Below are 26,834 nucleotides of genomic sequence, written 5' to 3' on the forward strand. Positions count from 1 at the left end.
GCCTGCCCCCTCCCGCTGCGGCGGGATCGGGAGGGGCGGGCAGATATGGCTTCATGAAAAAAATCGGTCATGCTTGAAAAGATAAAAAAAATAATCGAAAAGTCTGAGGCCCTCGCAAGCCAGTTGGCTGATCCTGAAATCCTCTCGGATCCAAAGCGATTGCGGGAAATCTCCAAGCAGCACCATGAGCTGGAGCCCCTGGTAAAAAAAGGGAAGTCTTATCTCAAGGTGATGGATCAAATTGAAGAGGATGAGGCTCTTCTTGGTGGCGATGATCTCGAACTGAAAGCCCTTGTGAAAGAAGAACTTGATGAGTTAGCTCAAAAGCGGGAAGTGCTGGAAGAGGAGCTCAAACTTCTTCTTCTTCCCAAAGATCCAAGAGATGATAGGAACACCATTGTGGAAATAAGAGCGGGAACAGGGGGAGAAGAGGCCGCCCTTTTTGCTGCTGATCTCTTCCGCATGTACAGTCGATATGCGGAACGTAAGGGGTGGCAATTGACCGCCTTAAGCAGCAGTGAAACGGGCAACAAGGGATTCAAAGAGATCATTTTTTCCCTGGAAGGAGAAGAGGTCTTCGGAGAGATGAAATTTGAGGGAGGCGTCCACCGGGTACAGAGAGTCCCGGAAACGGAAGCGAGCGGCCGTATTCACACCTCCGCTGCCACCGTTGCCGTACTCCCGGAAGCGAGTGAAATTGAAGTGGATATCGATCCTGCGGACCTGAGAATCGATACTTTCCGTGCCAGTGGTCATGGCGGACAACATGTCAACAAGACGGAATCAGCCGTTAGAATCACACACATGCCCACAAATCTTGTCGTAACCTGCCAGGACGAAAAATCGCAGCACAAAAACCGGATGGCCGCTATGAAAGTGCTTCGATCTCGACTGCTGGCCCTTGAGGGTGAAAAGCAGCGAGCAAAGCGAGATCAGGCCCGAAAGAGCATGATCTCTACAGGCGATCGAAGTGCAAAAATCCGTACCTATAACTTTCCTCAAAGCCGAGTCACAGATCACCGGATCGATGTTACTCTATACAAACTCGATGATATCTTGGACGGTGACATATCGGTGCTCGTGGAGAAACTCCGTATAGGCGACCAGGTGGAGCGCCTGAAGGCCGAAACGCTCAACTAACTCCGGTGTCCGCTTCCCCTGGAACAGATCGGCACTGGCGAGTTATTGAACTTCTCAAGCGGGGCGAACGCCATTTTTCTTCTCACGGATTTGACTCCCCACGGAGGGAAATTGAATGGCTCTTGATGGGTCTACTCTCCGTTTCACGCCTTGACCTTTACCTCAACTTCGAAAAGGTCGTCCACGCACATCAATTGGAGACTCTCAGGTCATGGGTTAAACGCCGCATTTCCCGTGAACCACCACAGTACATAACGGGAAAAACGGAATTTTTCGGACTTCCCATCTCCGTGGACCCTCACGTATTGATTCCCCGTCCCGAAACGGAACGACTGATAGAAGTAACCTTGAATATGGCTACAAAAACCGGCGCAAAACGGATCGTCGATGTGGGTACCGGCAGTGGATGTATCGCCATTGCCCTGGCGGCCAATCTTGAATCCGTAGGAATTGTGGCAATCGACAATGATGAAACCGTTCTTGAAGTTGGGAAAAAGAATGCGGAACTGAATGACGTAGAAGAACGGATATCGTTTCAGAAAAGGGATGTCTTTTCTGACCACCTGACCGAAACGTACGATCTTCTCGTGAGCAACCCTCCATATATTTCAGAAAGCGAACTCGACACAGTCATGCCTGAGGTGAGAGACTTTGAGCCCTTGAGTGCGCTCACGGACGGTGAAGACGGACTGAAATTCTACCGCCTGTTTGCGAAAAAGGGAAGAACCTGGGTGAAAAAAGGTGGCTATCTTTTGCTGGAGGTGGGACTCGGTTCGCACCCTCGGCGGGTGAAGGCCCTCTTTCAGGATGCAGGATTTGAAAACGTGACAGTCTTCCAGGACTATAACGGCGATGACCGTGTCGCCGCCATTGAAGTAGCACCATGAGCTGGTGAAAGCGGTCGTCGCTCTTTTCACTCTGTTCCGTCCTCTCAATCTTCTGCTGGGCGCCAGCGCGGTCCTTATCTCATCCGCTATTCTCGAATCTATGGGGAATTTCCACACCGTCATCAAGGCCATTCTTGTGGTGGTTTTCCTTAATGCGGCGGCAAATGCTTTCAACGACCATAGGGACTTGGAAACGGACCGCATCAACCGGCGTAATCGACCCCTTCCCCTGGGCAAGATCAGTCCACGAACGGCCCTTGCATCTTCATTGGTTCTCTTCGGCATGGGAATCGTGGTCTCTGCGTTCATAAATCCGGCCGCTTTCTTCATTGCCACTCTTATCGCCACTCCCCTCATGATCGCATACAGCCTGTGGCTGAAAGGGTGGCCACTGGTGGGAAACATCGTTGTTTCTGTCATCATCGGGCTTACTTTTGTTTTTGCGGGAGCGGCTTTCGGAAACGTCGGGGGAATGTTCACTGCTGCCCTCCTCGCCTTTGGTCTCACCATGGTCCGGGAAATCATAAAGGATATAGCTGACAAAGAGGGCGATAAAGCGGCAAACCTCAATACATTTCCCGCACGTTTTGGTATCCAAACGTCCATCAGACTTGCTATCTTCCTTATCTTTTTTCTGGCTGTTGGCGTTGTTATCCCCTACTGGTACGGGGCATACGGAAAACTTTATCTTATTGTGCTCGCTTTGGGAATTGAAATTCCTCTACTTTTCATCGTATTTTTCCTCATGATATTTCCTTCAATCAGGACCTGTAAGATCTCATCCCAGATTCTCAAAGGTTGCATCGTCGCCGGATTGTTGGCCATCTACTTGGGTTAGCGTAGTGGCATCGGAATTCATCCACCTTCATAATCACTCCGACTACAGCCTCCTTGACGGCGCCCAGACGGTGTCCACGCTGGTGGACACTGTGGGTGATCTCGACATGGACAGCGTCGCTCTCACGGAACACGGAAATCTCTTTTCGGCCATCGATTTCTACACAGCGGCCAGGAAAGCCAGCATCAATCCTATCCTCGGGTGTGAAGTATATGTGGCCCAGGGGAGCCGCTTTGACAAGACGCCCAGAAGAGATAGAGGCTGGGGTAACAACCATCTGGTGCTTCTGGTACAGAACTTCACGGGATACCAGAATTTGATGAAACTGGTAACGGTGGGATACCTGGAAGGATTCTATTATCGTCCACGTGTTGACAAAGACCTTTTGCGTAAGCACAATGAGGGGTTGATCTGCCTTTCAGCCTGTCTGAAAGGAGAGATTCAGGAATTTGCACTGAAGGGGGAATATGAAAAGGCAAGGAACACGGCACTGGAATTTGCCGAGATTTTTCCCGGCCGTTTCTACCTGGAGCTTCAGCATCACAGTCTTCCCGATGAAGAGGAATCGCGACAGGTGGTCGCCAGGCTTGCCAGTGAACTGGATCTCCCTCTCGTGGCCACCAACGACTGCCACTACGCCCGACACGAACATGCCGACGCTCACGACGTCATGTTCTGTCTCGGGACGGGCAAGGATCGTAACGATCCCAAACGTCAGCGGTACGCCACACCGGAATTCTATCTCAAATCCCAGGATCAGATGTGGAAACTGTTCAAGGAATACCCCCAGGCAATGGAGAACACACGCCAGATTGCGAACAACTGCAATCTGGAAATCCCCTTGGGAGAGAACCTGCTGCCATCTTTCCCCCTTCCCCCAGATGCCGGCACGAAAGATCCCGATGAGTATTTGACGGCCAGATGCCGAAAACGACTTGAGGCTCTCTACAAACCTGCCACCGCCGAAGTGGAGGAACGACTCGAGTATGAACTGAAGGTCATAAGAAAAATGGGATATGCTGGATATTTCCTTATTGTTATGGACTTCGTCAACTATGCGAAGGGCAAGAAAATCCCGGTGGGACCAGGGAGGGGATCCGTGGCTGGGAGTTTGGTGGCCTATACCCTGGGGATAACCACTATCGATCCCATCAAGCACGATCTTCTGTTCGAACGGTTCCTGAATCCAGAGCGAGTGTCCATGCCCGACATCGATATTGATTTTTGCTATGAGCGCCGGTCGGAGGTAATTGACTATATCAAGCTGAAGTATGGGGAAAACTCGGTAACCCAGATTATCACATTTGGGAAATTGAAAGCCCGTCAGGTGGTTCGTGACGTGGGGCGGGTCCTGGGACTGAGTTATGGGGAGGTTGACAGGATCGCCAAAATGATCCCCGCGGGTCCCGGTATCACCCTCGATGCGGCCCTCAAGATGAGCCCGGAACTCCAGAAGATAGCCGGGAAGAATAAGATTTACGAAGAACTCATAGAATTTTCCAGGACGCTGGAAGGAATGAACCGACATGCCTCAACGCATGCGGCGGGCGTTGTCATCGGTCCCGGAGAACTTACTGACTATATCCCCCTCTATCGATCCCCACAGGGTGACATCACTTCCCAATATGACATGAAGGGGCTCGAGAACCTGGGACTGTTGAAGATGGATTTCCTGGGCCTTCGGAATCTGACGGTGATCGATCAGACGATAGAACTTCTGAAGGAGCGCGGGATAAAGATCGATATTGGCCAGATACCGCTGGATGACTCGAGGGTCTACAAGATATTTTCACAGGGAAACACTGTGGGAGTATTCCAATTTGAGTCCACCGGGATGCGTGAGTATCTCAAGAAACTCAGGCCCAACGGGATCGAAGATCTTATCGCCATGAATGCCCTTTATAGGCCGGGGCCCATGGAGCACATAAACGATTTCATAAAGCGGAAACACGGACGCAAGAAAATCGACTACATCCATCCCCATCTCGAGCCCATCTTGAAGGAGACATACGGCATCATCGTTTACCAGGAGCAGGTGATGCAAATCGCCAACAAGATTGCAGGCTTTTCTCTTGCCCAGGCGGATATCATGCGGCGGGCCATGGGGAAAAAAAGACGAGGGCTCATGAGCAGACAACAGAAGGCCTTTGTTGAAGGAGCCGTGAAGAACGAAACCTCAAGAGAGGTGGCTCGAAAAATATTCGGTATGATCGAGAAGTTTGCCCAATATGGATTCAATAAAAGTCACAGTACCGCGTACGCATTCATCGCCTATCAGACAGCATATCTGAAAACCCACTACCCATCAGAGTTCATGGCAGCCAATCTCACCACTGAAATGACGAATACACCGCGCGTGGTCACCCTCATTAACGAATGTCAGAAGCTGGGTATTACGGTTCATCCCCCCGATGTGATGGAATCGGATATCTATTTCAAGGTGATGGATGAAAAATCCATTTCCTTTGGTCTGAACGCCATCAAGAACGTGGGTGCTAAGGCACTCAGGAACATTATCGCCATGCGAACGAAGCATGGACCGTTCGAAAACCATTTCCAATTCTGCAAGCCTCTCGACCTGCGACTGGCCAATCGAAAAGTCATTGAGAGTCTGATTGCAGCGGGAGCCATGGATTCTCTCGAGGGCAACAGGGCTCAGAAGTACGCATCCGTTGAGGCGGCCCTGAAGTTTTCCCAGCAGTTTCAGTCGGAACTCAACGGGGATCAGTTTTCCATGTTCGATGTTTCGGATTCTGAGGAAACGCTGTTCCGTTCCACTCCCCGGCTGCCGGATCTCCCAGAATGGTCGGAATCCGAAAAGCTCAAACGGGAGAAGGCCCTCATGGGCTTTTACCTCACAGGCCATCCCCTTCTCAAGTATGCCGATGAGCTCGAAGAATACTCAAACTACGATTTTTCCGATCCCGCAAACGATACGGAATTGCGCGAAATTCGTCTGGCGGGTGTCATTCAGGATACACGGTACCACTTTGACAGGAAAGATCAACAGATGGCCTTTTTCAGTCTTGAGTGCCTCGGTGGGAGAGCCGACGTACTTGTCTTTCACAAAACCTTTAAGCAGTACAGAGGTCTCATCAAGGATGACAATCTCGTTTTTGTGCGGGGCCGCCCTACGACGCCCCTTGCGGAGGACACGCCCAAAATGATCGCTGACGAAATTCTCTCACAGGAGGACGTTCAGAACCGCCATTCCAAAAAACTGAACATCCTTGTGGAACTGGACAAAATGAAAGATGAGGATGTCGATTCGCTCTTCAAATTGGCCAAGGAAAATGAAGGGGATTCTCCCCTCTTTTTCCATGTTCAGGATAGAGAAGGCAACGGCAAGAAGATACTGACTCATAAGGTACGGGTCTCCTTGAATCCCACTTTCCTTAAGAGACTCAAGGGACTCTACGGTGACCAAAACGTCTGGGTGGATTGATGATCGCCGTTCTTCAGCGCGTTTCGAATGCCCGGGTTGTGGTGGATAGCACCACTTCCGGCGAGATTAATCAAGGACTATTAATCTTCCTGGGTGTCTGTCAGGGAGACACAGAAGAGCACGGTGAATTTCTCACCCGGAAGATATCCAATTTCCGCATCTTCAACGACGATGCGGGAAAGATGAATCTCTCCATCAAGGATGTAAAGGGGGCATCATTGGTGGTTAGCCAGTTCACACTTTGCGCAGATTGGAAAAAAGGTCGCCGGCCCAGTTTTGTTCGGGCAGCACCCCCGAGCCTGGGGAAAGACCTGTACGAAAGATTTGTCCAGCAACTCGCAGATCAGGGAGTCCTCGTTCAATCTGGCGTTTTCGGGGCAATGATGGAAGTCAACCTTACGAATGACGGTCCTGTGACGTTCGTTCTGGACAGTAACGACCGCAATTAGGTAACTATTCACTACCGGAATTTTCTAGCCCAGATTATCCACAGGATCTTCCAAAGGATCTTGAGATGAGATTTGCCACCTCCATAGGAGTCCCTTTGACCCGTGGGGTCTCCTACGGAGGGAAAAGACATCTACCCCGTGAGATATGGCTTTGTATTTCACGGGGCATAGGCACCAAGCTATTTGAGAATAAAAACATTAGTGGCATGAAACTCTGAAGATTTGCTGTGAAACAGTCCCGACGCGTTAGGATTAATAACCTATTCTCAAGATCCTGCGGATAATATCAATAACTTTGTGTCTTACCCGCCCGCCTGCCCCTCACGGAGTGGGGCGGGCAGGGTGCCTTGGTGGCTGCTGAATAGATTAGGCTAAGAACCATCTCCACTGGTAGAAAGGGGGTTCTATGGATTTGGGCACGGCTCTGGGACTTCTTCTGGGCGTAGGATTCATTGCCGCAGGCATCGTAAGTAACCACGGTGATCTCCGGTGGTTTCTCGATTTTGATGCCATCTTAATCGTACTGGGGGGCACATTTGCTGCCACGCTTGTTAACTATCCCGTGAAGAATGTCCTGGGAATATTCAAAATCCTGACCCAAGCCTTCCGCAGAGAAGATGTTGGACATCAGGGCGTTATCGACCAGCTGGTTGAGAAGGCAGAGAAGGGAAGGAAAAAGGGGATCATGTCCCTGGAGACCGATCTTGATGGAATCTCCGACCATTTCCTGAGGGGTGGTCTCGAGCTGGCCATCAATGAACGGGATCCCGTCCGTCTGCGCAACTATCTGGAACTGGAACTTTCCAACATGGAGCGGCGGCACAGTCTGGGACAGGAAATCTTTCTGTATATGGGTGCTTATTCCCCTGCATTCGGATTGCTGGGAACGGTCCTGGGACTTATCATTATGATGACCCACTTTTCCTCTACGGAGAACGTTGGAATTGCCGGGATCGAGTTCGACGTGGCCAAGCGATTTGCAGAACTTCTTGGGGGAATGGGGCTGGCCCTCATTACCACCTTTTACGGCATTCTACTGTCAAACCTCGTGTTCCTCCCCCTGGCGGGGAAGCTGAAACGAAAGTCCGAAGAAGAATTGATGCTGAAAGACATCCTGGTGGAAGGTATAATCGGAATCCACGCAAAAGAACATCCTATCCTTCTGAGAGAGAAACTGATGACGTTTGTTCCCCAGAGCAAGCGAACGGAAGAGACGTAGTCCCAATGCCTCGACGGGTATCCAAACTGTCATTCGATGAAGCCAGGTCAAAACGGACCGCCTGGGCCGTGACTTTTGGTGATATGGTCACCCTTCTCCTCACATTTTTTGTCATGCTCCTGGTGATCATGAACGATGCCGAGAAACACGTGGACCGTGTCATCAATATGCTTCTCGACGAAACCTACAAAGAACTCCACAATCAGCTCCACTCTGCCTACGTCTCCGTGGAACGGGTTACAAAAGGGGTTAAGGTTACCCTGGCCAGCGGGCAACTCTTTCGTTCCGGTGATTCCCAACTCCGTCCTGAAGTGTATCCCCTGATTCAGCAAATCGGTATGATTATCAAGATGTCCAGGCTGGTGAAGATCCAGGAGGATCCCGAATTGAGACCCTTCGTTGAGGCGGTTGAAAAGAAGGACCATTTTCTGAACATAGAAATCAGATGCGAGGGGCATACGGATAACGTTCCCCTGCCCGATGAATTAAAGTACAAATGGGAAACCAACTGGGAGCTGTCCACGGCAAGAGCGCTGAATGTTGTAGAACACCTGAGGCAATTTGCCGGAATCAGTGAAGATAAGTTCTCTGCGATGGGATACGGTGAATTCCGCCCTGTTGACTCCAATGAGTCCCCAGAGGGCCGTGCAAACAACCGGCGCGTGGAAGTCTACCTGGACGCTTTTCTCACGACGAAAACCCTTACCCTTTGACTTGTATGACCAGAGAGAACTCCAAGAAAGGGGTGTTAAAGTGTTTCAGTGTTCGAGTGTTCAGGTTGTTGGATCCCGAACCCGTTTCTTTTCTCTTGAACACATGAACACACAAACACATAAACACATGAATACATGAAAACAGTCATTATCATAACGTGGGTGACACTGTGCGTTTCGGTTTGTGGTCAGATAACCCAAACCATCAAGAAGGCGGATATTATTGCGGACCCCAGTGACCCCAAAAGTGTTTTGGGTCGACTCTATCCGGGGACAGAGATCAGGAAGATAGGGAAGGATGCATCGGGTGAGTTTATCAAAGCGACCCTGGATTTCTACCTCCCCCTGGAGACGCTAAAGGAAGGACGAGTTGCGAAGAAGATCGGCGAATGGCAAACCGCTGACAATGCGAGAGTGAAACTCTTGCAAGTATCCAAACAAGGAAATACCGTAGAAGTATCCGTGATCATCGAAAATCGCGATAAGAACGATATGGACGTGAGTGCGCTTTTGTTATTCAAGATGGTTGACGGCCAGGGGAATATTGGCAACCTGGAGTTCCTGGAGAGCAAGAACAGTGTGGGGATCGTAAAGCCTAGCCAGAGGTTGAGATCCGATCTGGTCTACAGGTTCATGGAGCCGCCCGACAACGTGGAGTTGAGCTTTCAGTCAAAACTGGGGGGAGATCAGGTCTTTTTTCTTCTCGGGTTTTAGCCCGCTTTTCTCACCATGAATCGTGACGAAACGGAGGAGACGTTTATGAATACAAGGCCTACGCAGGAAAAATGACGGAGGTGTACTAGACAGTACGCCGAGTACATTTTTCAAGTAGAACGCCGTAGTCGTAAGCATATACTCCGTTGCAGTAGATTTGGTGGTGAGAAATGCGGGCTCGGTCAACCTGACAGGATACCAGTCAGGTTGAGTCTTCAAAATCATTTCTTGGGTTCTTCCACCACCTTGAAAACTTTTTCCCCTGGCTTTGCCATGCGATGCCGTTCCCGGGCCAGCTTTTCAATATACTCAAGATCGTTCTCCAACCGTTCCTTGTTCTGATCCAGCTCCCGTTGTTCTTCTCTTAAACGGTCAATGTCCTTGAGGACGTGCTTCTTTTCCCGTTTCATTTCATAGAGACGATAGATTCCGTGATCCCCAAAAAAGAAAATAATTACTAAAATAACACCCACAAGCAGCAGGAGCTTGGGAACGAGCGAGCTCCGGCTCTTATGTCTCTTTCTGGGAGGGTCCCTCCGCAGCTTCCGTCGCCTTCTCCGCGGTTTCACCTGTTTGTCCCCAATACCTCCATCCCGGGGAACCGGGCCCGATCACCGAGACTCTCCTCAATGCGGAGCAGCTGATTGTACTTACAAATTCTATCCGTGCGCGAGGCGGACCCACTCTTAATCTGACCCATTCCCATTGCGACAGAAAAATCGGCAATCGAACTATCCTCTGTCTCACCGGAACGGTGAGAAATGATCGCGGCCATTTTGCTCCTTCGAGCGAGCTCGATGGTCCGGATCGTCTCCGTCACCGTACCCACCTGATTGAGCTTGATAAGGATCGCATTCATGGCACCAGTTTCAATCGCTTTTTCCAATCGAGAAACGCTTGTGACTGTCAAATCATCACCCACAATCTGGATTTTTTCCCCCAACTCGCGATTAAGATGGGACCATCCTTCCCAGTCATCCTCCCACAAACCATCCTCGATGGACACAATAGGATATCTTGATGCAAGATCCACATAGTACTCCACCATATCATGGGACGAGAGTTCCCTTTTTTCCGATGCCAAAACATAAACGGAATGTTTGCTGTCATAGAACTCACTGGCGGCGGCATCCAGGGCAAGAAATAGTTCGTGACCCACCCCATGTCCGGTGCGCTCAGCCGCGGACAGAATAATCTCGATGGCCTCCTCATTGGACCGCAAATCAGGAGCGAAACCTCCTTCATCTCCCACCGCCGTGTTCAGCCCCTTCCGCTTTAGGATCTGCTTCAGATGGTGGAACGTCTCTGTCCCCATCTGCAATGCTTCGGAAAAGCTAGCAGCTCCCACGGGGAAAATCATGAACTCCTGAATATCCACATTATTGTCGGCGTGCTTTCCCCCGTTAAGGATATTCATCATGGGAATGGGCAGAAGGTCCCCGGAATCGGTTGAAAGGTATTCAAAAAGGGGGATTCTCTTGTGGGCAGCTGCTGCTTTGGCTGCCGCCACGGAGATACCCAGAATGGCGTTTGCTCCTAACTTCCCTTTGTTGGTCGTTCCGTCAACCTCAATGAGTCTTTCGTCTACAGACAACTGGTCAAGAACATCCATTCCATCTACTGCGGGGCCCAGAACCTCATTAACATTCTTCACAGCCCTTCGGACACCTCTCCCCAGGTATCGATTGGATTCACCGTCTCGAAGCTCCACCGCTTCATAGCTCCCCGTGGAAGCCCCTGAGGGAACAGCCGCCCGTCCGAAACTTCCATCTTTCAGGGTCACGTCTACCTCAACGGTAGGATTTCCGCGGGAATCCAGGATCTCCCTCGCTAGGGTGCTGACAATACTGTTTGCTCCCATAATATCCGAATAGACGTATCAACCAGAGAAATCTGCTGTCAAAAAATAACGAAATATTCGGGCTATCACATCAGGAATTTTTGGTCATCCCGACGAATGACTGTATATTCACGCTTCGGAACCGACCTTCCTCTTGAGACGTTTTAACACAAATCCGTGACTTCTCAGATCAGGCGACTGGCACGACAGACTTTCGTATACGGCGCAGGAAATGTGTTGACCCGCCTCATCACGTTCCTCCTTTTGCCTCTCTACACCCACGTCCTATCCCCAAGGGAATACGGATTGGCCACGCTCGTCTACGTATTCCTTGGCTTTATGAACATTATCTATCATTATGGCCTCGATGCCGCTTTCATGAAACGGTACAGTGATGCAAAAGAAAATGAAGAACAGAGACGACTATTTTCAACAGCCGTCTGGCTTTCGGCGGGAACCAGTGGAGTCCTCTCCCTCCTTATCCTATCCGTTTCGAGATCTTTGGCATCCGCAGTCCTGGTAGATTCCGGATACGGTCACCTTTTCAGACTCGCGGCCGGTATCCTCTTTCTCGACGCGCTGGCCCACGTCCCGTTTGCGTTCCTGAGGATCCGGGAGAAAGCAGGTGCATTCATCTCCATCAAACTTATCAATGTTTTCACAACTCTCGGACTCAATATCTATCTCGTAGCCATTCTGCATCGTGGAATTACTGGCATATTCATCAGTGTATTCGTTGCCTCCGTGGTGACAACCCTCTCCGTTTTTGTCCTCTCCATCTTCTCCCTCCGGCCTACGTTTTCTTCCCCGGTGGCGAAAGCGTATTTGAAGTTCGGACTTCCATTCATGCCGGCAGGACTGGCGAGTATCGCCATGGAGATGATCGACAGATATATTCTGGCACACCTGAAGGATTCAGCAACGGTGGGCATCTACAGCGCCGGATACAAACTGGGCATCTTTATGTTACTGCTTACCACGGCTTTCCACTATGCCTGGCAACCTTTCTTCCTGAAAATGGGGAAAGGGGAACAGTCGCGTCCTCTCTTTGCAAAAGTCTTTTCATATTTCATTCTGGCTTCCACGTTTGTCTGGATCCTTCTATCAGCATTCATTCACGAAATCGTCAGACTCCGCGTTGCGGGATATTCGATCATAGGACCTTCATTCTATGAGGCTGAAGCAATCGTACCACTCATTCTTCTGGCCTACATCTTTCAGGGCGCCTATCTCAATTTTCTACCGGGGATCTATTTTGAGAAGAAAACCTTCTATATCCCCATTATCACGGGAGGAGGCGCCGTTATCAATGTTGGACTCAACTTCGTCCTCATCCCGCCTTTCGGGATGATGGGCGCAGCTGCGGCAACAATCGCCGGATACTTTGCCATGAGCATCATAACCTTTTTTGTTGCGAAGCGCCTCTACCCTGTACCCTATGAATGGCGGAAGATTGTTCGAATCGCCCTTCCCGCCGGTGCATCAATGGCGGTAATTCTCTTTCTTGGTGAAAGTATCCCCTTCAAACTCATAGGGATTTCCATCTTCATCATCGGAATTCTGGCCTTCAGAGTTGTCTCGACTGACGAAAGAAAAAAGGTCCTCTTTTTTTCCACTTTTACCACACCATTTATTGAAATTGATCGACGAATCATGCAGGAGATTGCAGAAGTTCGTTCTGTGACTGCAAAGAGATTTACTGCCATTGCCAGGATAAAATGGTCTATTTTGTCATCCCATGTTGTGGTGGCATGGTTCGCCTCCACTTACAGTGCGCTGGCCGTTTCTCTGGCGAGACTTTTCAGAAAGAAGTCCATCGTGATCGTGGGTGGCGCTGACGTTGTTGTGGATCGTGGATTGGGGTACGGCATGGTTACCTCCCGGTGGAAGGAACGATTCGTGAAATATAGCCTCCGGAACGCGACCTACGTGCTGCCCACATCAAAGTACTTAATGGAGAGTGCCCGGATGATGGGCGACTACGACGGCGGAAACATGCGGCTCGTCTCTCCTGGGCTCGATTCGAACATCTGGGTGGCAGCTGGGAAAAAGGAACGGTTGATCCTTACAGTGGCGGCATGTCCCACAGAAAAGAGACTCCGGATCAAGGGGATTGATATCCTCATCGATGCCGCACGTCTCGTTCCCGAGGCAGAGTTTCTGGTCGTAGGTGTTGAGAAAAGGATTCTGGAATTGCTTCCGGGTGAGATTCCGCCTAATGTGACAACCATGCCGTTCCTTGGAGAGGGCGAATTGCTTGAGTACTATCAGCGTGCTCAGGTATACTGCCAGCCAAGCAGGATTGAATCCTTCTCTTTCTCCCTCGCCCAGGGAATGCTTTGCGAATGTATTCCCGTGGGCACCCATATCGGCGGTATTCCCGAAGTGATGGGTAAGTCGGGATTCCTTGTCCCCCCCGAAAACAGCGAATCGCTGGCGTCTGCGCTGAAGAAAGCCCTCAAGGCCAATACCCGAATGGGAGAGGCAGCCAGAAGTCACGTTCAGAGAGAGTTTTCGCTGCAGAGAAGATCGAAAGAGCTGGAGCAACTCATAAAGGAATGAAACCTCTCCCGCGGCACGTGCTTTCTCTTACGTCCTCTGAGCTCATGGGTCGCATCTTAAGCTTTTTTGCTGTCGCTTATGTCGCCCGGAAACTGGGTCCCGCGGGCATGGGCACGCTTGCTTTCGGCACAGCTATTCTGGCCTATGGATCTATTTTCGCGGATGCCGGATTGCCTATTCTTGGCACGCGCTCTGCGGCCGCAGGCGACGAAGATCTGAACTCGCTTGTCAAACGAATTCTATCACCTCGCCTCTTTCTCTCTGTTGCTACGATCGTCGCGGGGAGTGCTGTTCTGTTCGTAGGAATCAAAGATAGCACAACCCGGAATGTCGCCATTATCTATCTCCTCACACTGATTCCTTCCGCAGTCATCCTGGACTGGCTCTTTCAGGGTCTAAAATCGATCACAACACTTGCCATGGGACGAATTCTCGGAATGGTCGCTTATTTGCTTTTTGTCATATTCCTGGTCTCCGAAAAAGGTGATATCGTTTTCGTTCCCGTGGCGTGGGTCGCTGGGGCAATCGCTCAGGCTCTCTTCCTCTGGACTGCCTACAGAAGATTGAACCGCGCGCGCGGTCAAACGTTGACATCCCCTCGCGGACTCTGGGGCACGATCCAGCAGGGAGTTCCGTTGGGCATTGCCACTCTCATTTCACAGGTGGTCATCCAGTTTCCCTTTATCTACATGGCTCTGTTCAGCAGCGCAAGGATCACCGGTATCTACAGCGTCGCCTTCCGGGTGATCGTTCTCATGCTGATCGTCGACAGGGTGTTCTACACTCTCTTTTTCCCGGCCATCAGCGAAAGTTTCAAAGAAGGGATGGTTTCTCTCGCCCGAAAATTCGATCGAACCCTGAAATTTGTGTCTGCCGGTGCACTGGGCGTGGGAATTCTGGCGATTCTCGCCAGCCGGTCAATTTTCCCCGCAATTTTCGGTTCTGAGTTTACTGACTCAAGCGCCGTATTCCAGTTCCTGGTAGTGTACTTTATCCTTACAGTCATAAACAGTACCTTCACCTTCACGCTCATCGGTGCTGAAAAGGAGATTGTCTATACTCGGTCACTGGCAGTAGGTGGTGTTGGATTTTTTGCCATCATGTTTCTGCCAGTCCCCGTCCCCCTTACGCTCCTGGCACCTCTGGCTCTGACTGTTTTTCAGACTTTTTCTTTCATGGTGATGTCCAGAGCGCTGCAAACCATCATTCCTCTGTCACTCTTTAGAAGGATATTCGTCCCCATCCTTACGGCCATTGGACTGCTTCTTCTCTTTACCCCCTGGGAGCGGGAAGGGCCGTTGCCGACTCTAGTTGTCGCGCTTATAGTATCTTTTCCTCTTCTGGCCTTTGCCTCGGGTGTCAAAAGGGAAGATCTTCATGAACTAAGGCGGCTGTTCGTATGAGGTTGACGGTCGGCGTTACAACGGTTCTTCCCCAATGGGAGCTTCTTCTCGGCCAGATTGGGCTCCCGATGGAACGTGTAGTTTCGGATCAGGCAATTCCCCCGGACCGGTACGCCGTCATCATTGTCACCCAGGGGGGAGGACCATCAGAAAAAGAGTCCCTGCTTCACTATGTGAAACAAGGGGGATCTCTTCTAACAGAAGCGGATGCGGCACATTGGCTTTTCGGAATAAGAACGATCCAAGGCTATGTCAGTTATGTGGCAACAGCGGGAGATCCCATCTTCGATGCGGTGCTGCCGGGATTTGTGGATGCGAGCGTTCGTATCCCTCATAGCGCATCGCACCTCCAAAGTGACTCCGGACGGAAACTTGTCCGCGTCCTCCATGAGGGTCGAGGTTCGGTCATCATTCTTCCCTCACTCTTATCGAGCACAGTGCTCGATAGCAAGGTAAGACGACGGAATTTCCCCAGCCGGGGACCTCTTCTCCCTTCCGAGCGTGTGTCCCGCCGATCGAAGCAGACGATCCGCGAGACAATTCAAGGTTCACTGGAATATCTCTACATGAAAAGAGGTCTCCCCTTTGTTTCCCTCTGGCCGTTTCCTGACGGCGCGAGAACATTGTTCAATTTTCGCATTGATACGGACTTCGCGTCACGGGAGAATGTGAACAACCTGTATGAACTGTGTGATAAACGGGAGGTCCCCGCCACCTGGTTCCTTGAGGTACACAGTTCCCGGAAATGGCTGGCCAGGTTCGGCGAAATGGAGAATCAGGAAATGGGAGTCCACTGCTACCGCCACCGCATATTCCCTGATTTTGTTCGAAATGAAAGAGACATCAACAGAGCGGTAAGAATGCTGAACGATCTCCGTATTCGTCCTTCAGGCTATGCTGCCCCGTTCGGGGAGTGGAACGTACCGTTAGCCAAAGCCCTGGAACATCACGGTTTCTATTATTCCTCCGAGTTCTGCCTCGATTACGACAACCTTCCTTTCAATCCCTACCTGGGAGACCGATTCACTTCCGTTCTTCAAGTCCCCATTCATCCCATCGCCACCAGCCGTTTGCGGAATGCTCATCATTCCCCAGAGGATATGAAGATCTATTTTGAGGATCTCATACAAACCTGCATAATACACCATCTTCCCGTTTTTGTGTACGATCATCCTTCCAATGCTGATCTCAAAACGGTAAATTGGCTTTTCTCGACGATACGAAGACGTCAACTGAGCAGAGTTTCGCTGGCAGAATATGCCCGGTGGTGGAAGAAACGGTCCAATCTGAAATGGACGGCTGATTGGGACTCAGGAAACCTGACCGTGGAATGTCCTTTCCCGGATTCTTCCATCTGCCTGTATTTACGGAATTCCACAACGAAATGGGCCACCGTGAAAATTAAAGATGAGATCGACCTGGATACCGTCGCGTGGAAAAAGGACAAGAAGGCCAAGACAGTCCGCACTCCCATGAGGAATCTGGCAAGTTGGAATCGAAAAATGACGATGAATGATATCCTCCATTTCTATTGGAAACTGAGATATTGACGATGGAATATGGACTATTGAACAATAAACTAACGGAGAAATGGGGACTTGGAGAGTTGTTCCGTAGGGTCTCCTGTTGAGGAGGAGGAATGGAGTGACGGGGAATTGTAGATGAAGATTACGCTTGCCAGTTACCATACCGTCACGCTTCGCCACGGGGGACCCAAAACCCAGATTCAGCAGACCAGGAATTACCTTGAACAGGCAGGAGTGGAGGTTAAGCTCATGGATACCTGGGAGGAGAGAAAGGCGGTCCTTGACTGTGACCTGTTTCATCTGTTTGCATCGAATTTCGGAACGTACGACCTCGCCCGGTATCTGAAAGCCCATGACCTTCCCTTCGTAGTAAGTCCCATTTTCTTCACCCGAAGATCACCGCGAGCTGTTCGCCTGGTCTCCACTGCCGACAGGCTTGTGCGGCATCTGATTCCGGGAATCTGGTCCGATTACGGTATCACCCGTGACATCTGCCACTGGGCGGAGCATTGTCTCCCGAACACCTCCGCGGAACAACATCTCATGGTGTCGGGTCTCGGGATTCCCGTCGATGCGGTAACAGTGGTTCCGAACGGTGTTGAGGATCGATACTTGAATGGCAATCCTGATCTCTTCTATCAGAAATATGGAATCAAAGAATTCGTTCTGCACGTGGGTCACATTGGCGTGGAAAGAAAAAATACCCTGTTCTTGATTCGGGCCCTTGGCAAGCTCGATGTACCTGCTGTGATCATTGGACGAATCTATCCATCGAAAGAGGCAGCCGCCTGCCTCGAAGAAGCCGGGAGAAATAGGAATCTCCTCATCATTGAGGGGCTCGATCATGACTCTCCCATGCTTTCGGCCGCCTATGCAGCCTGCGATGTGTTTGTCCTGCCCGCACGATACGAAACGCCCGGTATTGCCGCTCTGGAAGCGGGTCTCGCGGGGGCCAAGGTGGTCATCACCCCCTACGGCGGGACGAAAGATTACTTTGGAAACATGGCTACCTATGTGAATCCCTATTCCGTAGACTCTATCAGGAAGGGTATTGAATCGGCTCTCAGTCGGGATACCGATGACAGATTGAAACGGCACATTCAGGAGAATTTCCTCTGGCAGAGAGTGGCTCAGAACACGGTGCAGGTCTACGAATCCGTTCTGGGAACCGGGGTGCAGATATCGTGAAAGTTTCGGTAATCGTCTCCATTTACAATGGAGAAGATGTTCTGCCACTTACCATACCCGCGCTCCTAAACCAGAATTATCCTCATGAATCGACAGAGATCATCCTTGTGGATGACGCCTCCACCGATGAAACCCCATCCCTTTTGGAAAACCGGGAGTGGAAAGATCGGGCCACCGTAGTCCGCCACACGGAAAATCGAGGTCGGACCGCCACTCGCAACTCGGGAATTGACACTGCCACGGGAGATCTCCTGGTATTCGTGGACTGTGATATTGAGGTGGGTCCAGAGTTTCTTTCCCTGCACGTGGAGCAGCACAGGAATTCCGGGATCGTGGGCGTTCTGTCAAACGTCAGGCCCCGGGAAATGAAATCAAGCAACAAGTATCATCGCTATCTTTTTTCCGGCCGCCGGGGGGCCAAACTCGTGGGAGAAAACCACCCTTTGCCATTCAGATACTTCATCATGACATGCGCTTCTATTAAGGCATACGCTGTCAGAAAAACCGGAAAGTTTAACGAAAAACTGCCCGGATACGGCATCGACCTGGAATACGCATACAGACTGTGGAATAACTATCCAAACGGACTGTTCTACTCCTCTGGTATAGTCGTCTTTATGCACAAGGCGAAGGACCTCCATGAAACGCTTGTGGATTTCAGAGAATACGGCCGACGAAATGTTCCCATCATTCTATCGAACTTCCCTGAACTCGCACCCTATGTGGGTGCCGATTTTGTGTCATCTCCTCCCGGGAGTTTCTCATTGAGAGGCCTTGTGGGATCTCTCCTCATAAATCAGGTCATGTCGTCACTAGCCAGGATGCTGTTGATGCTTGCACCTTATCCGTTGAGCAACCACTTTGTCCGCTATCTCATGCTCTCAGCGGCGGCCATGGGATACCGCGAATCCCTGAAGAGCCGTGACTGAGATCCGCATTGGCACAAGCGGGTATAGTTTCCAGGACTGGCGCGGCGTTTTCTACCCCCACAACATTTCCAATGGCGAAATGCTCACTTTCTACGCACAGCGCTTTACCTGCGCGGAGATAAACTCCACATACTACCGCATTCCTCACGCTCGTGTGTTTCAGCACATGGTGAACAAGACACCCGGAGAATTCGAATTCATCGTCAAGGTGCACGCCGAGGTTACTCACGCGAGAAAAAATCCGGATCGATCCGTAGCGGATCTCACCACCGCGATAAGGCCTCTCATGGAGCAGGACAAATTCCGAGGCTTCCTCGCCCAGTTTCCCTATTCTTTCAAGAACCGATTTGAATCGCGAAAATATCTGATTCATCTGTCGCAGCTCACGGGCGACTTGCCCTTGTTCGCAGAATTCCGCCACAGTAGCTGGACAACTCCTCCATTGTACGATTTCTTGAAACAGCATGAGATCGGTTACGTGGATGTGGACGAACCGGAACTGCCGAACCTCGTGCGGCCTCAGCAGGTCACCACAACAGATACGGCATATGTCCGATTCCACGGTCGAAATGAGCTGGCGTGGTGGGACGGGGACAAGGGCGATCGCTACGATTATTTGTATACGGCTTCTGAGCTGGAGCAATGGAAAGACGACATTACCGGCATTCTCGACAGGGTGAAGAAAATATATCTCTTCTTCAACAACTGCTATCACGGTCAGGCCGCCCTGAATGCCCTCGATATGAAAGCGTTGTTGCCCGGGGAGTGAATGCGACTCGCTTCGCTCGACCTGGGAACCAACGCTCTTCTTCTCACGATCGCCGACTGGGAGGGCACCTCGCTCAACCCCGTATACGAAGATGCCACTCTCATCCGCCTGGGACAAGATTTGAAGAGAGGGGGATTACTGCACCCCGACGCGAAGGAAAGATGTCTCGATGCTCTTTCGACCTACAGCGTCATTGTCTCCCGTCACAAGGTGGAAAAGACCATAGCAGTGGCGACCGAAGCCCTTCGAAGGGCATCCGATGGAGGCAAATTCCTCAATGATATCAGGGAGAAATGGGGAATATCATTCAGGATTATTCCTCCCAAGGAGGAGGCAAGAACGACATTCAAGGCGACTCAGAAAGAGTTCGCCTATCTTGACAGGAATCTCCTCATGTTCGATATTGGAGGAGGAAGTACTGAAATTGTATACGGAGACACTGGAAAGATTCACTCCATGACGAGTTTGGACATTGGAACTGTAACTGTAACGGAACAGTTTATCCGGCATGATCCTATTCCCTCCGCGGAACTTGAAGTTGCCGACAAGTTTGTCCGGGAGATTCTTGCTCCGGTCTCCCAGGAGACCCGCGACCTGGCCGGTGTCGGTATCGCGGGAACGATCACGACATTGAAGGCTGTTACGCTTGAGATGGAAACCTACGACCACGCTATTGTTCACAGGTCAACGCTCACCCGGGCGCAAATTGATGACCTGTTGAAACTGTTTACCTCTATGACCGTAGAGGAACGACTCGTATTAAAAGGACTCCCGGAAATGAGAGCCGACATCATTCCCGCAGGGGTCCTTATCACGCAGGCCATCATGGACGCCTACGGGCTATCCGAGATTTATGTGAGTGACCGGGGACTCAGGTGGGGTCTTCTCTACAGCTGGATTGACTAGTCTTATGGAGTGAACCATCTCCTGATGGTTCAGCATCATCGGGAGATGATGCAGTCCATATTCACTCCATAAGATGGTTAGCAGCAGACTAATCTCTTTCCTCTTCTCCTGAAAGCTTCTTGCTCGCTTCGTAAAGAAAACTTCTTTCCGACTTGGTCAGTCCATCATACCCCACCTGGTTGATCTTATCGAGAATTCGATCAACCTCTGACCGCATTTCCTCAAACTTCTCACGCCTTTTCGTTTCATGGCGTTGCTTCAGACCATCTTTCTGCCGGCGCAGAAATTGCCCCATGATATCCCATCGGGGATTTGACCGGAGATATAGATAGCCGATGGCCATTCCCGAAAGATGAGTCAAATGGCTTATGTTCGAATACTGGGGATTAAGTGAGGAAAAGAATGCCATAATACCGACAAAAATCACAAAGTATTTCACCTTGATGGGGAGAAGGAAATAGATGTAAACATAGCGGTTAGGAAACATGAGGCCGTATGCAAGGAGAATTCCATAAATGGCCCCGCTTGCCCCCACTACAGGTATTTTCGAATTGTAATTGAAAAGTATGGTCACAATACCCGCACCCACACCCGTGAGGAAATAGTACTTGAGAAAATCCCGTTTGCCCCAATGCCTCTCGAGCTCAGATCCAAACATCCAGAGCACGAACATGTTGATCAACACATGCCAGACACCGCCGTGAAAGAACAGATAAGTGAAGGGCTGCCACACCATGAAACGGCTCCACGTATCCCTGGGCACTATCCCAAAAAGCTGATATAAGATTCCCTGTTGACCGGAAATGGTCTGGAGAATAAATATCAAGAAATTGATGGAAACCAGAAGCTTTATGGCGTCCGTAAACATGCGAGGCCTGAAGTAATTGCCTTGAGAAAAGTCACTCTGAAATTGATATCTCATGCTGACACAGTTTCCGATTTCCCGACCCGAAAGTCAAGGGCTCTTTGGGTCACGTAAGCACCTTTTCCATAACACCGAGAGACTTGACTTCTCCCAGCCCTTCAATGTGATAGTGGAGATAGTCGTTCAGGATTTTCCCCACTTTCTTTCGATCTCCCGGCCGCAGAGAAATGTCACCAATCCCATCCAACGGGTTCCGCTTCAGCTTTCTTAGAATATCGATAGATCGACTGGACACTGGATACTCACCACGCGCATCACAGCGACGGCAGACGAGTTCACCGTACTCCATAGCAAAGAACCCCTCTTTGAGAGCTCCGTGACACCGGGGACATTCGGAAAGAATGGGTTGAAATCCCAGGAGGACAAGAAGGTGCATCTCGAAATACCAGAAAATCAGGTTGATATTCCCCTCGCTGTCATTGATTGCCTGCAAAATATCCACGAGCAGCTGAAACAATTGATCCTGAGGTTCCTCTCCTGTTACTGCCTTGTCGATGAGTTCTACCACAGCAAAACCGTAAGTGAGTTTCTTGACGTCCTTCTTCAGCCCAAGCCATATGCTCTGAAATTCCGCTTTTGAAAAAATCTGCAGCCTCCGTGCAGGTGCATAATAGAAAAGGAGGGAGAGATAATTCATAGGCTCGATATAGCCACTCTGTAGTTGCTTGCTTTTCCTCACCCCTTTTGCGATAATAGACACCTTGCCGAAATCCCGGGTATAACACCTGGCTATTTTGCTTGTGTCTCCATAATAGAAGCTTCTCAGAATAACTGCTTCGGTTTTTTCAAGAGGCATTGAATTAATTAGGTGTTAGAGTGTTAATGTGTTAGCGTGTTCAAGTGGATCAAAGGGATTACCAGCAAGTCACCCCAGCACTTGAACACCTGAGCACCTGAACACTCGAACACTTCAGTACGCCTTTGCGAAGATGACTTCGTGTCTGGCAGGCTTGCCCGTGTAGACACATTTCCTGCCGTTTGGATTCTCGTCAAAGGGGATGCAACGAATAGTGGCTTTGGTATCTTCCTGAATCGCGGCTTCCGCTGCGGAATCGCCGTCCCACGGGCACCGTATAAACCCCCCGTCCGATTCAATAATCTTCTTGAATTCATCATACGAGTCTGTGACGTGAGTATTATCGTGCATAAAATTCTTTGCCTGATCATAGAGAGACGTCTGAATCTCGTCCAGAAGGCTGTCTGTCTCTTCCACCAGCTTCTCCTTAGAAACTTGAATTTTTTCTCCGGTATCCCGGCGTACAAGAATGGCCCTCCCATTTTTCATCTCGCGGGCTCCCGCTTCAAGCCGAAGGGGAACGCCCTTCCTTTCCCATTCGTTGAATTTGAAACCGGGCGTGACTTCCAGTCGGTCGTCAACCCGGATCCTTTTCCCTTCCGACTTCAGACCATTCATGGGTGCCTCAAGGTAATCAAGAACTTTCGCCATCTCTTCACCGGTTTTCCCGATGGGCACCACCACCACCTGATGAGGTGCCAGAGAGGGCACCAGTCGAAGTCCCTGATCATCTCCGTGAACCATGACGAGGGCACCGATGAGGCGTGTACTCACCCCCCAGCTCGTGGCGTAGACATACTCCAGCCTGTTATCTTTTGTCTGAAAGGTGACGTCAAACGCCCTGGCAAAATTCTGACCCAGGTTGTGCGTGGTGCCGGCCTGGAGAGCTCGCCTGTCCCCCATCATGGCCTCGATACAATAGGTGTGATCGGCTCCCGCGAATTTTTCCACTTCGGTTTTCTTCCCTGTAATAACAGGAATCCCGAGGACGTTCTCAGTCACGTCACGATAAATGTCCAGTATCAATCTCGCTTCTTTCTCCGCCTCCTCGTAGGTCGCATGGGCTGTATGTCCCTCCTGCCAGAGAAATTCGGTGGTCCGCAGAAAAAGCCGTGTGCGCATCTCCCATCGCACCGCGTTGACCCATTGATTTATGAGTATTGGAAGGTCCCTGTAGGATTGAATCCACTTCTTGTACATGGGCCAGATGACCGCCTCGGACGTGGGCCTGACAATAACCTCTTCTTCCAGGGCTGAGTCGGGATCTACCACCAAGCCGTCACCGTCTGGATCCTGCATGAGGCGGTGATGAGTCACCACGGCGCATTCCTTGGCAAACCCCTTCACATGTTCCGCTTCTCTGCTCAGAAATGACTTCGGTATGAAAAGAGGGAAATAGGCATTTTCGTGGCCCGTCTCTTTGAAACGCTTGTCGAAGCTCTCTTTCACAGCCTCCCAGATGGCGTATCCGTAGGGACGGATAACCATGGTCCCTTTCACCGGACCGTAGTCCGCCAATTCTCCTTTGGTGACCACATCCGTGTACCACCTGGCGAAGTCTTCACTTTTTGGCGTTATGGGTCCTGGCATAGTCTTTCAGACAATTCCTCTCGCGAATTTAGGTGGAGGGTGTTGGCCTTTCAATGAAAAACCACCAAGCCGTTGGTGCCTCGATTCAGGCCGTGACGGGATTGGGCTTTTCCGGATCGATCCCGAAAACCTTGATCGCTTTCTGAACAGCGGTTAATTCCATAACTCCTCGCTTTGCCAGTTGATAAAGTATGGTCACCGCTATGCTTTCTGCATCCACTTCAAAATGTCGTCTCAGAACAGGCCGTGTATCACTCCTTCCGAAGCCATCTGTCCCAAGAGAATAGAGTCCTCCGGGCACCCATCGACACACCTGGTCTGGGACAAGTCTCATATAATCAGAGACGGCAACAAAGGGTCCTTTTTCCTTTTCCAACTGCCGTGCGATAAAGGGTTTTTTGGAGTTTTTCGTGGGGTGCAACATATTCCATCGTTCAGTCTCCATTGCCTCTTGCCTCAGATTCTTGTAGCTGGTTACGCTCCAAACATCTGCGGATACATCGTAGTCCTCACCGAGAATCTCCTGAGCCCGGAGGCCCTCGCGAAGCAAGGCTCCGCTGCCCAGAATATGGGCCTTGTGCGTCTTCCCCTTCGGTCCCCGCTTGAACTTGTACAGACCATTCAAGATTCCTTCTTCGATGCCTTCCCTCATGGGTGGCATTGGGTAGTTTTCATTTCCAAATGTGATATAGTAGAAAACATCTTCCCGGTCTGAATACATTCGCTTCAGCCCATCCTGGACGATCACGGCAATCTCATAGGCAAAAGCTGGATCGTATGTCACCAAATTGGGTACAGTAGAGGCGAGAACGTGACTGTGTCCGTCCTGGTGTTGCAGCCCTTCGCCGTTCAGGGTGGTGGTTCGTCCTGATGTGGCTCCCAGTAAAAAGCCTTTCCCCCGCATATCACCGAATGCCCAGATAAGATCGCCAACGCGTTGAAATCCGAACATGGAGTAGAAGATGAAAAACGGGATCATGTCCACACCCTGAGTGGCGTATGCGGTTCCCGCCGCCGTGAAACTCCCCATGGAACCCGCTTCAGTAATTCCCTCTTCCAGGATCTGGCCGTCCTTTGCCTCCCGATAGTAGAGAAGCATGTCGGCATCCACGGGCTCGTAGACCTGACCTGAATGGGAATAAATCCCCACCTGCCGAAACAGAGATTCCATGCCGAATGTGCGTGCTTCGTCGGGCACGATGGGAACAATCCTCGGCCCGATCCGGTCATCCTTCAACATCAATGAGAGCATCCGCACAAAGGCCATGGTGGTGGAGACGGGCCGTTCACTGCCCTTGGCAAATTCCCGAAACAGGGTGCTGTCCGGGATATCCACCCCGTTCACCTGGATTCTGCGCTGGGGAACAAATCCCCCCAGGGCCTGCCGTCGCTCCATCAGATACTGAATCTCCTCGCTATTCTCGGGCGGCCGATAGAAAGGTGTTTCTTGAATTTCATCATCGGTGATGGGGATATCGAACCGGTCTCTGAAGTTCCTTAATTCTTCCTCATTCAGTCTTTTCTGCTGGTGAGTGATATTCTTCCCCTCCCCAGCTTCTCCCAGACCGTACCCCTTGATGGTTTTGGCCAGTATGACAGTGGGCATGTCCCCCGTTTCCACGGCCTTCCGGTAGGCGGCATAGACTTTCTCAGGATCGTGTCCCCCCCGGCGCAAGCGTCGCAGCTTGTCGTCGGAGAGATCTTCCACCGCCTTCAACAGTTCCGGATGTTTTCCGAAGAAATCCCGCCGGATGTAGTCACCCGATTCCACAACGTATTTCTGGTACTGCCCGTCCACCACCTCATTCATCCTCTGCACCAACAACCCTGCGGGATCTTTTTCCAGCAGAGGATCCCAGTCGTCCCCCCAGATCACCTTAATGACATTCCAGCCTGCACCACGGAAAACCGTCTCCAGCTCCTGAATGATTTTCCCGTTCCCGCGCACGGGACCGTCCAGCCGCTGCAAGTTACAGTTAATCACGAAAATAAGATTTCCGAGTTCCTCCCGTGAAGCGAGGGTGACTGCCCCCAGGGCTTCCGGTTCGTCCAGTTCACCGTCTCCAAGAAACGCCCATACTATCTGATTCGATGTATCTTTGATGTCCCTGTCCCGCAAATACTTATTGAACCGGGCCTGGTATATCGCCGTGATGGGCGATAAACCCATGGAGACTGTGGGGAATTCCCAGAAGTCAGGCATTAGCCATGGGTGTGGATAGGACGAAAGTCCCCTCCCGCTCTGTAACTCCCTTCTGAAATTTTCCATCTGTGAGCGGGTAATTCGTCCCTCAAGAAACGCCTGTGCATAAATGCCCGGCGACGCGTGCCCTTGAAAAAAGATCTGATCCCCACCGGAATCGTCTCCCTTTGCCCGGAAAAAATGATGAAATCCCACCTGATATAATGTCGCCGCCGATTGAAACGTGGAAATGTGGCCGCCGATCCCCTCGGACTCCCTGTTCGCCCGCACAACCATGGCGGTGGCATTCCAGCGGATAATGCTCTTTATGCGACGTTCAAGCTTGCGATTACCCGGATAAGGCGGCTGTTCCGAAACGGGGATGGTATTGACGTAAGGGGTATTCGCGTTGAAGGGAAGGCGAATTCCCAGTTCGTGCGCCCGTTCCATGAGCTTATTCAGAATGAATTGTCCCCTCCCAGTCCCCTCATGAAGAATAACTTCGTTCAGGGACTGTATCCATTCCCCCGTCTCCTCAGTATCGAAGTCTGTCTGAAACTCATGGGTCATCACGGTGTTATGGTTCATTACACCCCCTATCGTATTACTACGGATTCTTACGCCCGGTAAGACCTGGGGCGATTTCCCATTCCCCGTACGGTCCTCCGAAGGCTCCCATATCGTTTCTATATGAAACGTCATTAATATTTGCGCATCATTGAGGATTATGTTATATTCGGAACAAACCAATTGTATAAGGAGGTTTGTTCCCATGAAGCGAATAACCATACCGGATAGAGAAACTTATGTTGC

General features: G+C 50.8%; 21 protein-coding genes. 15 read left to right on the top strand and 6 right to left on the bottom strand.

The genetic code is table 11. The features are described 5' to 3' along the window. Positions 1–69 precede the first annotated feature (69 nt). The 8 genes from prfA (at position 70) to V3U24_03210 (ending at position 9,405) form a co-directional block, all read left to right on the top strand. Positions 70–1,140: a peptide chain release factor 1 gene (gene prfA / locus V3U24_03175; GenBank protein ID MEE9166450.1), complete on the top strand. Its 1,071-nt coding sequence runs from the start codon at positions 70–72 to the stop codon at positions 1,138–1,140. A 5-nt stretch (positions 1,141–1,145) separates the two neighbouring features. Beyond that, positions 1,146–2,027: a peptide chain release factor N(5)-glutamine methyltransferase gene (gene prmC / locus V3U24_03180; GenBank protein ID MEE9166451.1), complete on the top strand. Its 882-nt coding sequence runs from the start codon at positions 1,146–1,148 to the stop codon at positions 2,025–2,027. A gap of 4 nt (positions 2,028–2,031) precedes the next feature. After that, the gene (locus V3U24_03185) at positions 2,032–2,865 is read left to right on the top strand and encodes a geranylgeranylglycerol-phosphate geranylgeranyltransferase (GenBank protein ID MEE9166452.1); all 834 of its coding nucleotides are present in this window, start codon (positions 2,032–2,034) and stop codon (positions 2,863–2,865) included. A gap of 4 nt (positions 2,866–2,869) precedes the next feature. Further along, the gene (locus V3U24_03190) at positions 2,870–6,310 is read left to right on the top strand and encodes a DNA polymerase III subunit alpha (GenBank protein MEE9166453.1); all 3,441 of its coding nucleotides are present in this window, start codon (positions 2,870–2,872) and stop codon (positions 6,308–6,310) included. Continuing rightward, positions 6,310–6,759 (top strand): D-aminoacyl-tRNA deacylase, encoded by a 450-nt coding sequence (gene dtd / locus V3U24_03195; GenBank protein ID MEE9166454.1) that lies wholly within the window; start codon positions 6,310–6,312, stop codon positions 6,757–6,759. Before V3U24_03190 ends, dtd begins: the two co-directional genes overlap by 1 nt. A gap of 406 nt (positions 6,760–7,165) precedes the next feature. Further along, positions 7,166–7,978 carry a MotA/TolQ/ExbB proton channel family protein gene (locus V3U24_03200; protein ID MEE9166455.1) on the top strand — a complete coding sequence of 271 codons (813 nt, stop codon included), beginning with the start codon at positions 7,166–7,168 and terminating at the stop codon, positions 7,976–7,978. Positions 7,979–7,983: 5 nt separating this feature from the next. Beyond that, the gene (locus V3U24_03205; protein ID MEE9166456.1) at positions 7,984–8,691 is read left to right on the top strand and encodes a flagellar motor protein MotB; all 708 of its coding nucleotides are present in this window, start codon (positions 7,984–7,986) and stop codon (positions 8,689–8,691) included. Between the two features lie 135 nt (positions 8,692–8,826). Then, on the top strand, positions 8,827–9,405 hold the full coding sequence (locus V3U24_03210; GenBank protein MEE9166457.1) for a hypothetical protein: 579 nt from the start codon (positions 8,827–8,829) through the stop codon (positions 9,403–9,405). A 221-nt stretch (positions 9,406–9,626) separates the two neighbouring features. Here V3U24_03210 and V3U24_03215 read toward each other — a convergent pair whose 3' ends face one another. Together V3U24_03215 and eno are read right to left on the bottom strand one after the other, a co-directional pair. Then, positions 9,627–9,974: a septum formation initiator family protein gene (locus tag V3U24_03215; protein ID MEE9166458.1), complete on the bottom strand. Its 348-nt coding sequence runs from the start codon at positions 9,972–9,974 to the stop codon at positions 9,627–9,629. Further along, positions 9,971–11,266 (bottom strand): phosphopyruvate hydratase, encoded by a 1,296-nt coding sequence (eno, locus tag V3U24_03220; protein MEE9166459.1) that lies wholly within the window; start codon positions 11,264–11,266, stop codon positions 9,971–9,973. Before eno ends, V3U24_03215 begins: the two co-directional genes overlap by 4 nt. A gap of 156 nt (positions 11,267–11,422) precedes the next feature. Between eno and V3U24_03225 the strand changes: the two genes are divergently transcribed. The 7 genes from V3U24_03225 (at position 11,423) to V3U24_03255 (ending at position 20,528) form a co-directional block, all read left to right on the top strand. After that, on the top strand, positions 11,423–13,807 hold the full coding sequence (locus V3U24_03225; protein ID MEE9166460.1) for an oligosaccharide flippase family protein: 2,385 nt from the start codon (positions 11,423–11,425) through the stop codon (positions 13,805–13,807). Next, positions 13,804–15,210, top strand: a complete 1,407-nt coding sequence (locus V3U24_03230; GenBank protein ID MEE9166461.1) for an oligosaccharide flippase family protein — start codon at positions 13,804–13,806, stop codon at positions 15,208–15,210. Before V3U24_03225 ends, V3U24_03230 begins: the two co-directional genes overlap by 4 nt. Further along, positions 15,207–16,760, top strand: coding sequence for a polysaccharide deacetylase family protein (locus tag V3U24_03235; GenBank protein ID MEE9166462.1), 1,554 nt, complete (start codon positions 15,207–15,209; stop codon positions 16,758–16,760). The genes V3U24_03230 and V3U24_03235 overlap by 4 nt, the downstream gene beginning before the upstream one ends. A 111-nt stretch (positions 16,761–16,871) precedes the next feature. Continuing rightward, entirely contained in the window at positions 16,872–17,924 is a 1,053-nt protein-coding gene (locus V3U24_03240) for a glycosyltransferase family 4 protein (GenBank protein ID MEE9166463.1), read from the top strand. Beyond that, positions 17,921–18,853, top strand: coding sequence for a glycosyltransferase family 2 protein (locus V3U24_03245; protein MEE9166464.1), 933 nt, complete (start codon positions 17,921–17,923; stop codon positions 18,851–18,853). The genes V3U24_03240 and V3U24_03245 overlap by 4 nt, the downstream gene beginning before the upstream one ends. Then, positions 18,846–19,622: a DUF72 domain-containing protein gene (locus V3U24_03250; protein ID MEE9166465.1), complete on the top strand. Its 777-nt coding sequence runs from the start codon at positions 18,846–18,848 to the stop codon at positions 19,620–19,622. Before V3U24_03245 ends, V3U24_03250 begins: the two co-directional genes overlap by 8 nt. After that, positions 19,623–20,528 (top strand): Ppx/GppA phosphatase family protein, encoded by a 906-nt coding sequence (locus tag V3U24_03255; protein MEE9166466.1) that lies wholly within the window; start codon positions 19,623–19,625, stop codon positions 20,526–20,528. Positions 20,529–20,616: 88 nt separating this feature from the next. Here V3U24_03255 and V3U24_03260 read toward each other — a convergent pair whose 3' ends face one another. From V3U24_03260 to aceE, 4 genes are all read right to left on the bottom strand, one after another. Then, positions 20,617–21,450 carry a rhomboid family intramembrane serine protease gene (locus V3U24_03260; protein ID MEE9166467.1) on the bottom strand — a complete coding sequence of 278 codons (834 nt, stop codon included), beginning with the start codon at positions 21,448–21,450 and terminating at the stop codon, positions 20,617–20,619. A 49-nt stretch (positions 21,451–21,499) separates the two neighbouring features. Beyond that, positions 21,500–22,249 (bottom strand): DNA repair protein RecO, encoded by a 750-nt coding sequence (gene recO / locus V3U24_03265; protein ID MEE9166468.1) that lies wholly within the window; start codon positions 22,247–22,249, stop codon positions 21,500–21,502. A gap of 114 nt (positions 22,250–22,363) precedes the next feature. Further along, positions 22,364–23,839, bottom strand: a complete 1,476-nt coding sequence (gene proS, locus V3U24_03270; protein MEE9166469.1) for a proline--tRNA ligase — start codon at positions 23,837–23,839, stop codon at positions 22,364–22,366. An 85-nt stretch (positions 23,840–23,924) separates the two neighbouring features. Next, entirely contained in the window at positions 23,925–26,609 is a 2,685-nt protein-coding gene (gene aceE / locus V3U24_03275) for a pyruvate dehydrogenase (acetyl-transferring), homodimeric type (GenBank protein ID MEE9166470.1), read from the bottom strand. Positions 26,610–26,834 lie beyond the last annotated feature (225 nt).

The organism is Candidatus Neomarinimicrobiota bacterium (assembly GCA_036476315.1).
Lineage (GTDB): Bacteria > Fidelibacterota > Marinisomatia > Marinisomatales > S15-B10 > JAZGBI01.

What these genes read in the sequence shown, in the direction of transcription:
- V3U24_03235 (MEE9166462.1), top strand. Translation starts at nt 15,207, where the DNA reads ATGAGGTTGACGGTCGGCGTTACAACGGTTCTTCCCCAATGGGAGCTT.
- V3U24_03210 (MEE9166457.1), top strand. Translation starts at nt 8,827, where the DNA reads ATGAAAACAGTCATTATCATAACGTGGGTGACACTGTGCGTTTCGGTT.
- V3U24_03255 (MEE9166466.1), top strand. Translation starts at nt 19,623, where the DNA reads ATGCGACTCGCTTCGCTCGACCTGGGAACCAACGCTCTTCTTCTCACG.
- V3U24_03260 (MEE9166467.1), bottom strand. Translation starts at nt 21,450, where the DNA reads ATGAGATATCAATTTCAGAGTGACTTTTCTCAAGGCAATTACTTCAGG.
- prfA (MEE9166450.1), top strand. Translation starts at nt 70, where the DNA reads ATGCTTGAAAAGATAAAAAAAATAATCGAAAAGTCTGAGGCCCTCGCA.
- dtd (MEE9166454.1), top strand. Translation starts at nt 6,310, where the DNA reads ATGATCGCCGTTCTTCAGCGCGTTTCGAATGCCCGGGTTGTGGTGGAT.
- V3U24_03200 (MEE9166455.1), top strand. Translation starts at nt 7,166, where the DNA reads ATGGATTTGGGCACGGCTCTGGGACTTCTTCTGGGCGTAGGATTCATT.
- V3U24_03240 (MEE9166463.1), top strand. Translation starts at nt 16,872, where the DNA reads ATGAAGATTACGCTTGCCAGTTACCATACCGTCACGCTTCGCCACGGG.
- recO (MEE9166468.1), bottom strand. Translation starts at nt 22,249, where the DNA reads ATGCCTCTTGAAAAAACCGAAGCAGTTATTCTGAGAAGCTTCTATTAT.
- aceE (MEE9166470.1), bottom strand. Translation starts at nt 26,609, where the DNA reads ATGAACCATAACACCGTGATGACCCATGAGTTTCAGACAGACTTCGAT.
- V3U24_03205 (MEE9166456.1), top strand. Translation starts at nt 7,984, where the DNA reads ATGCCTCGACGGGTATCCAAACTGTCATTCGATGAAGCCAGGTCAAAA.
- eno (MEE9166459.1), bottom strand. Translation starts at nt 11,266, where the DNA reads ATGGGAGCAAACAGTATTGTCAGCACCCTAGCGAGGGAGATCCTGGAT.
- proS (MEE9166469.1), bottom strand. Translation starts at nt 23,839, where the DNA reads ATGCCAGGACCCATAACGCCAAAAAGTGAAGACTTCGCCAGGTGGTAC.
- V3U24_03230 (MEE9166461.1), top strand. Translation starts at nt 13,804, where the DNA reads ATGAAACCTCTCCCGCGGCACGTGCTTTCTCTTACGTCCTCTGAGCTC.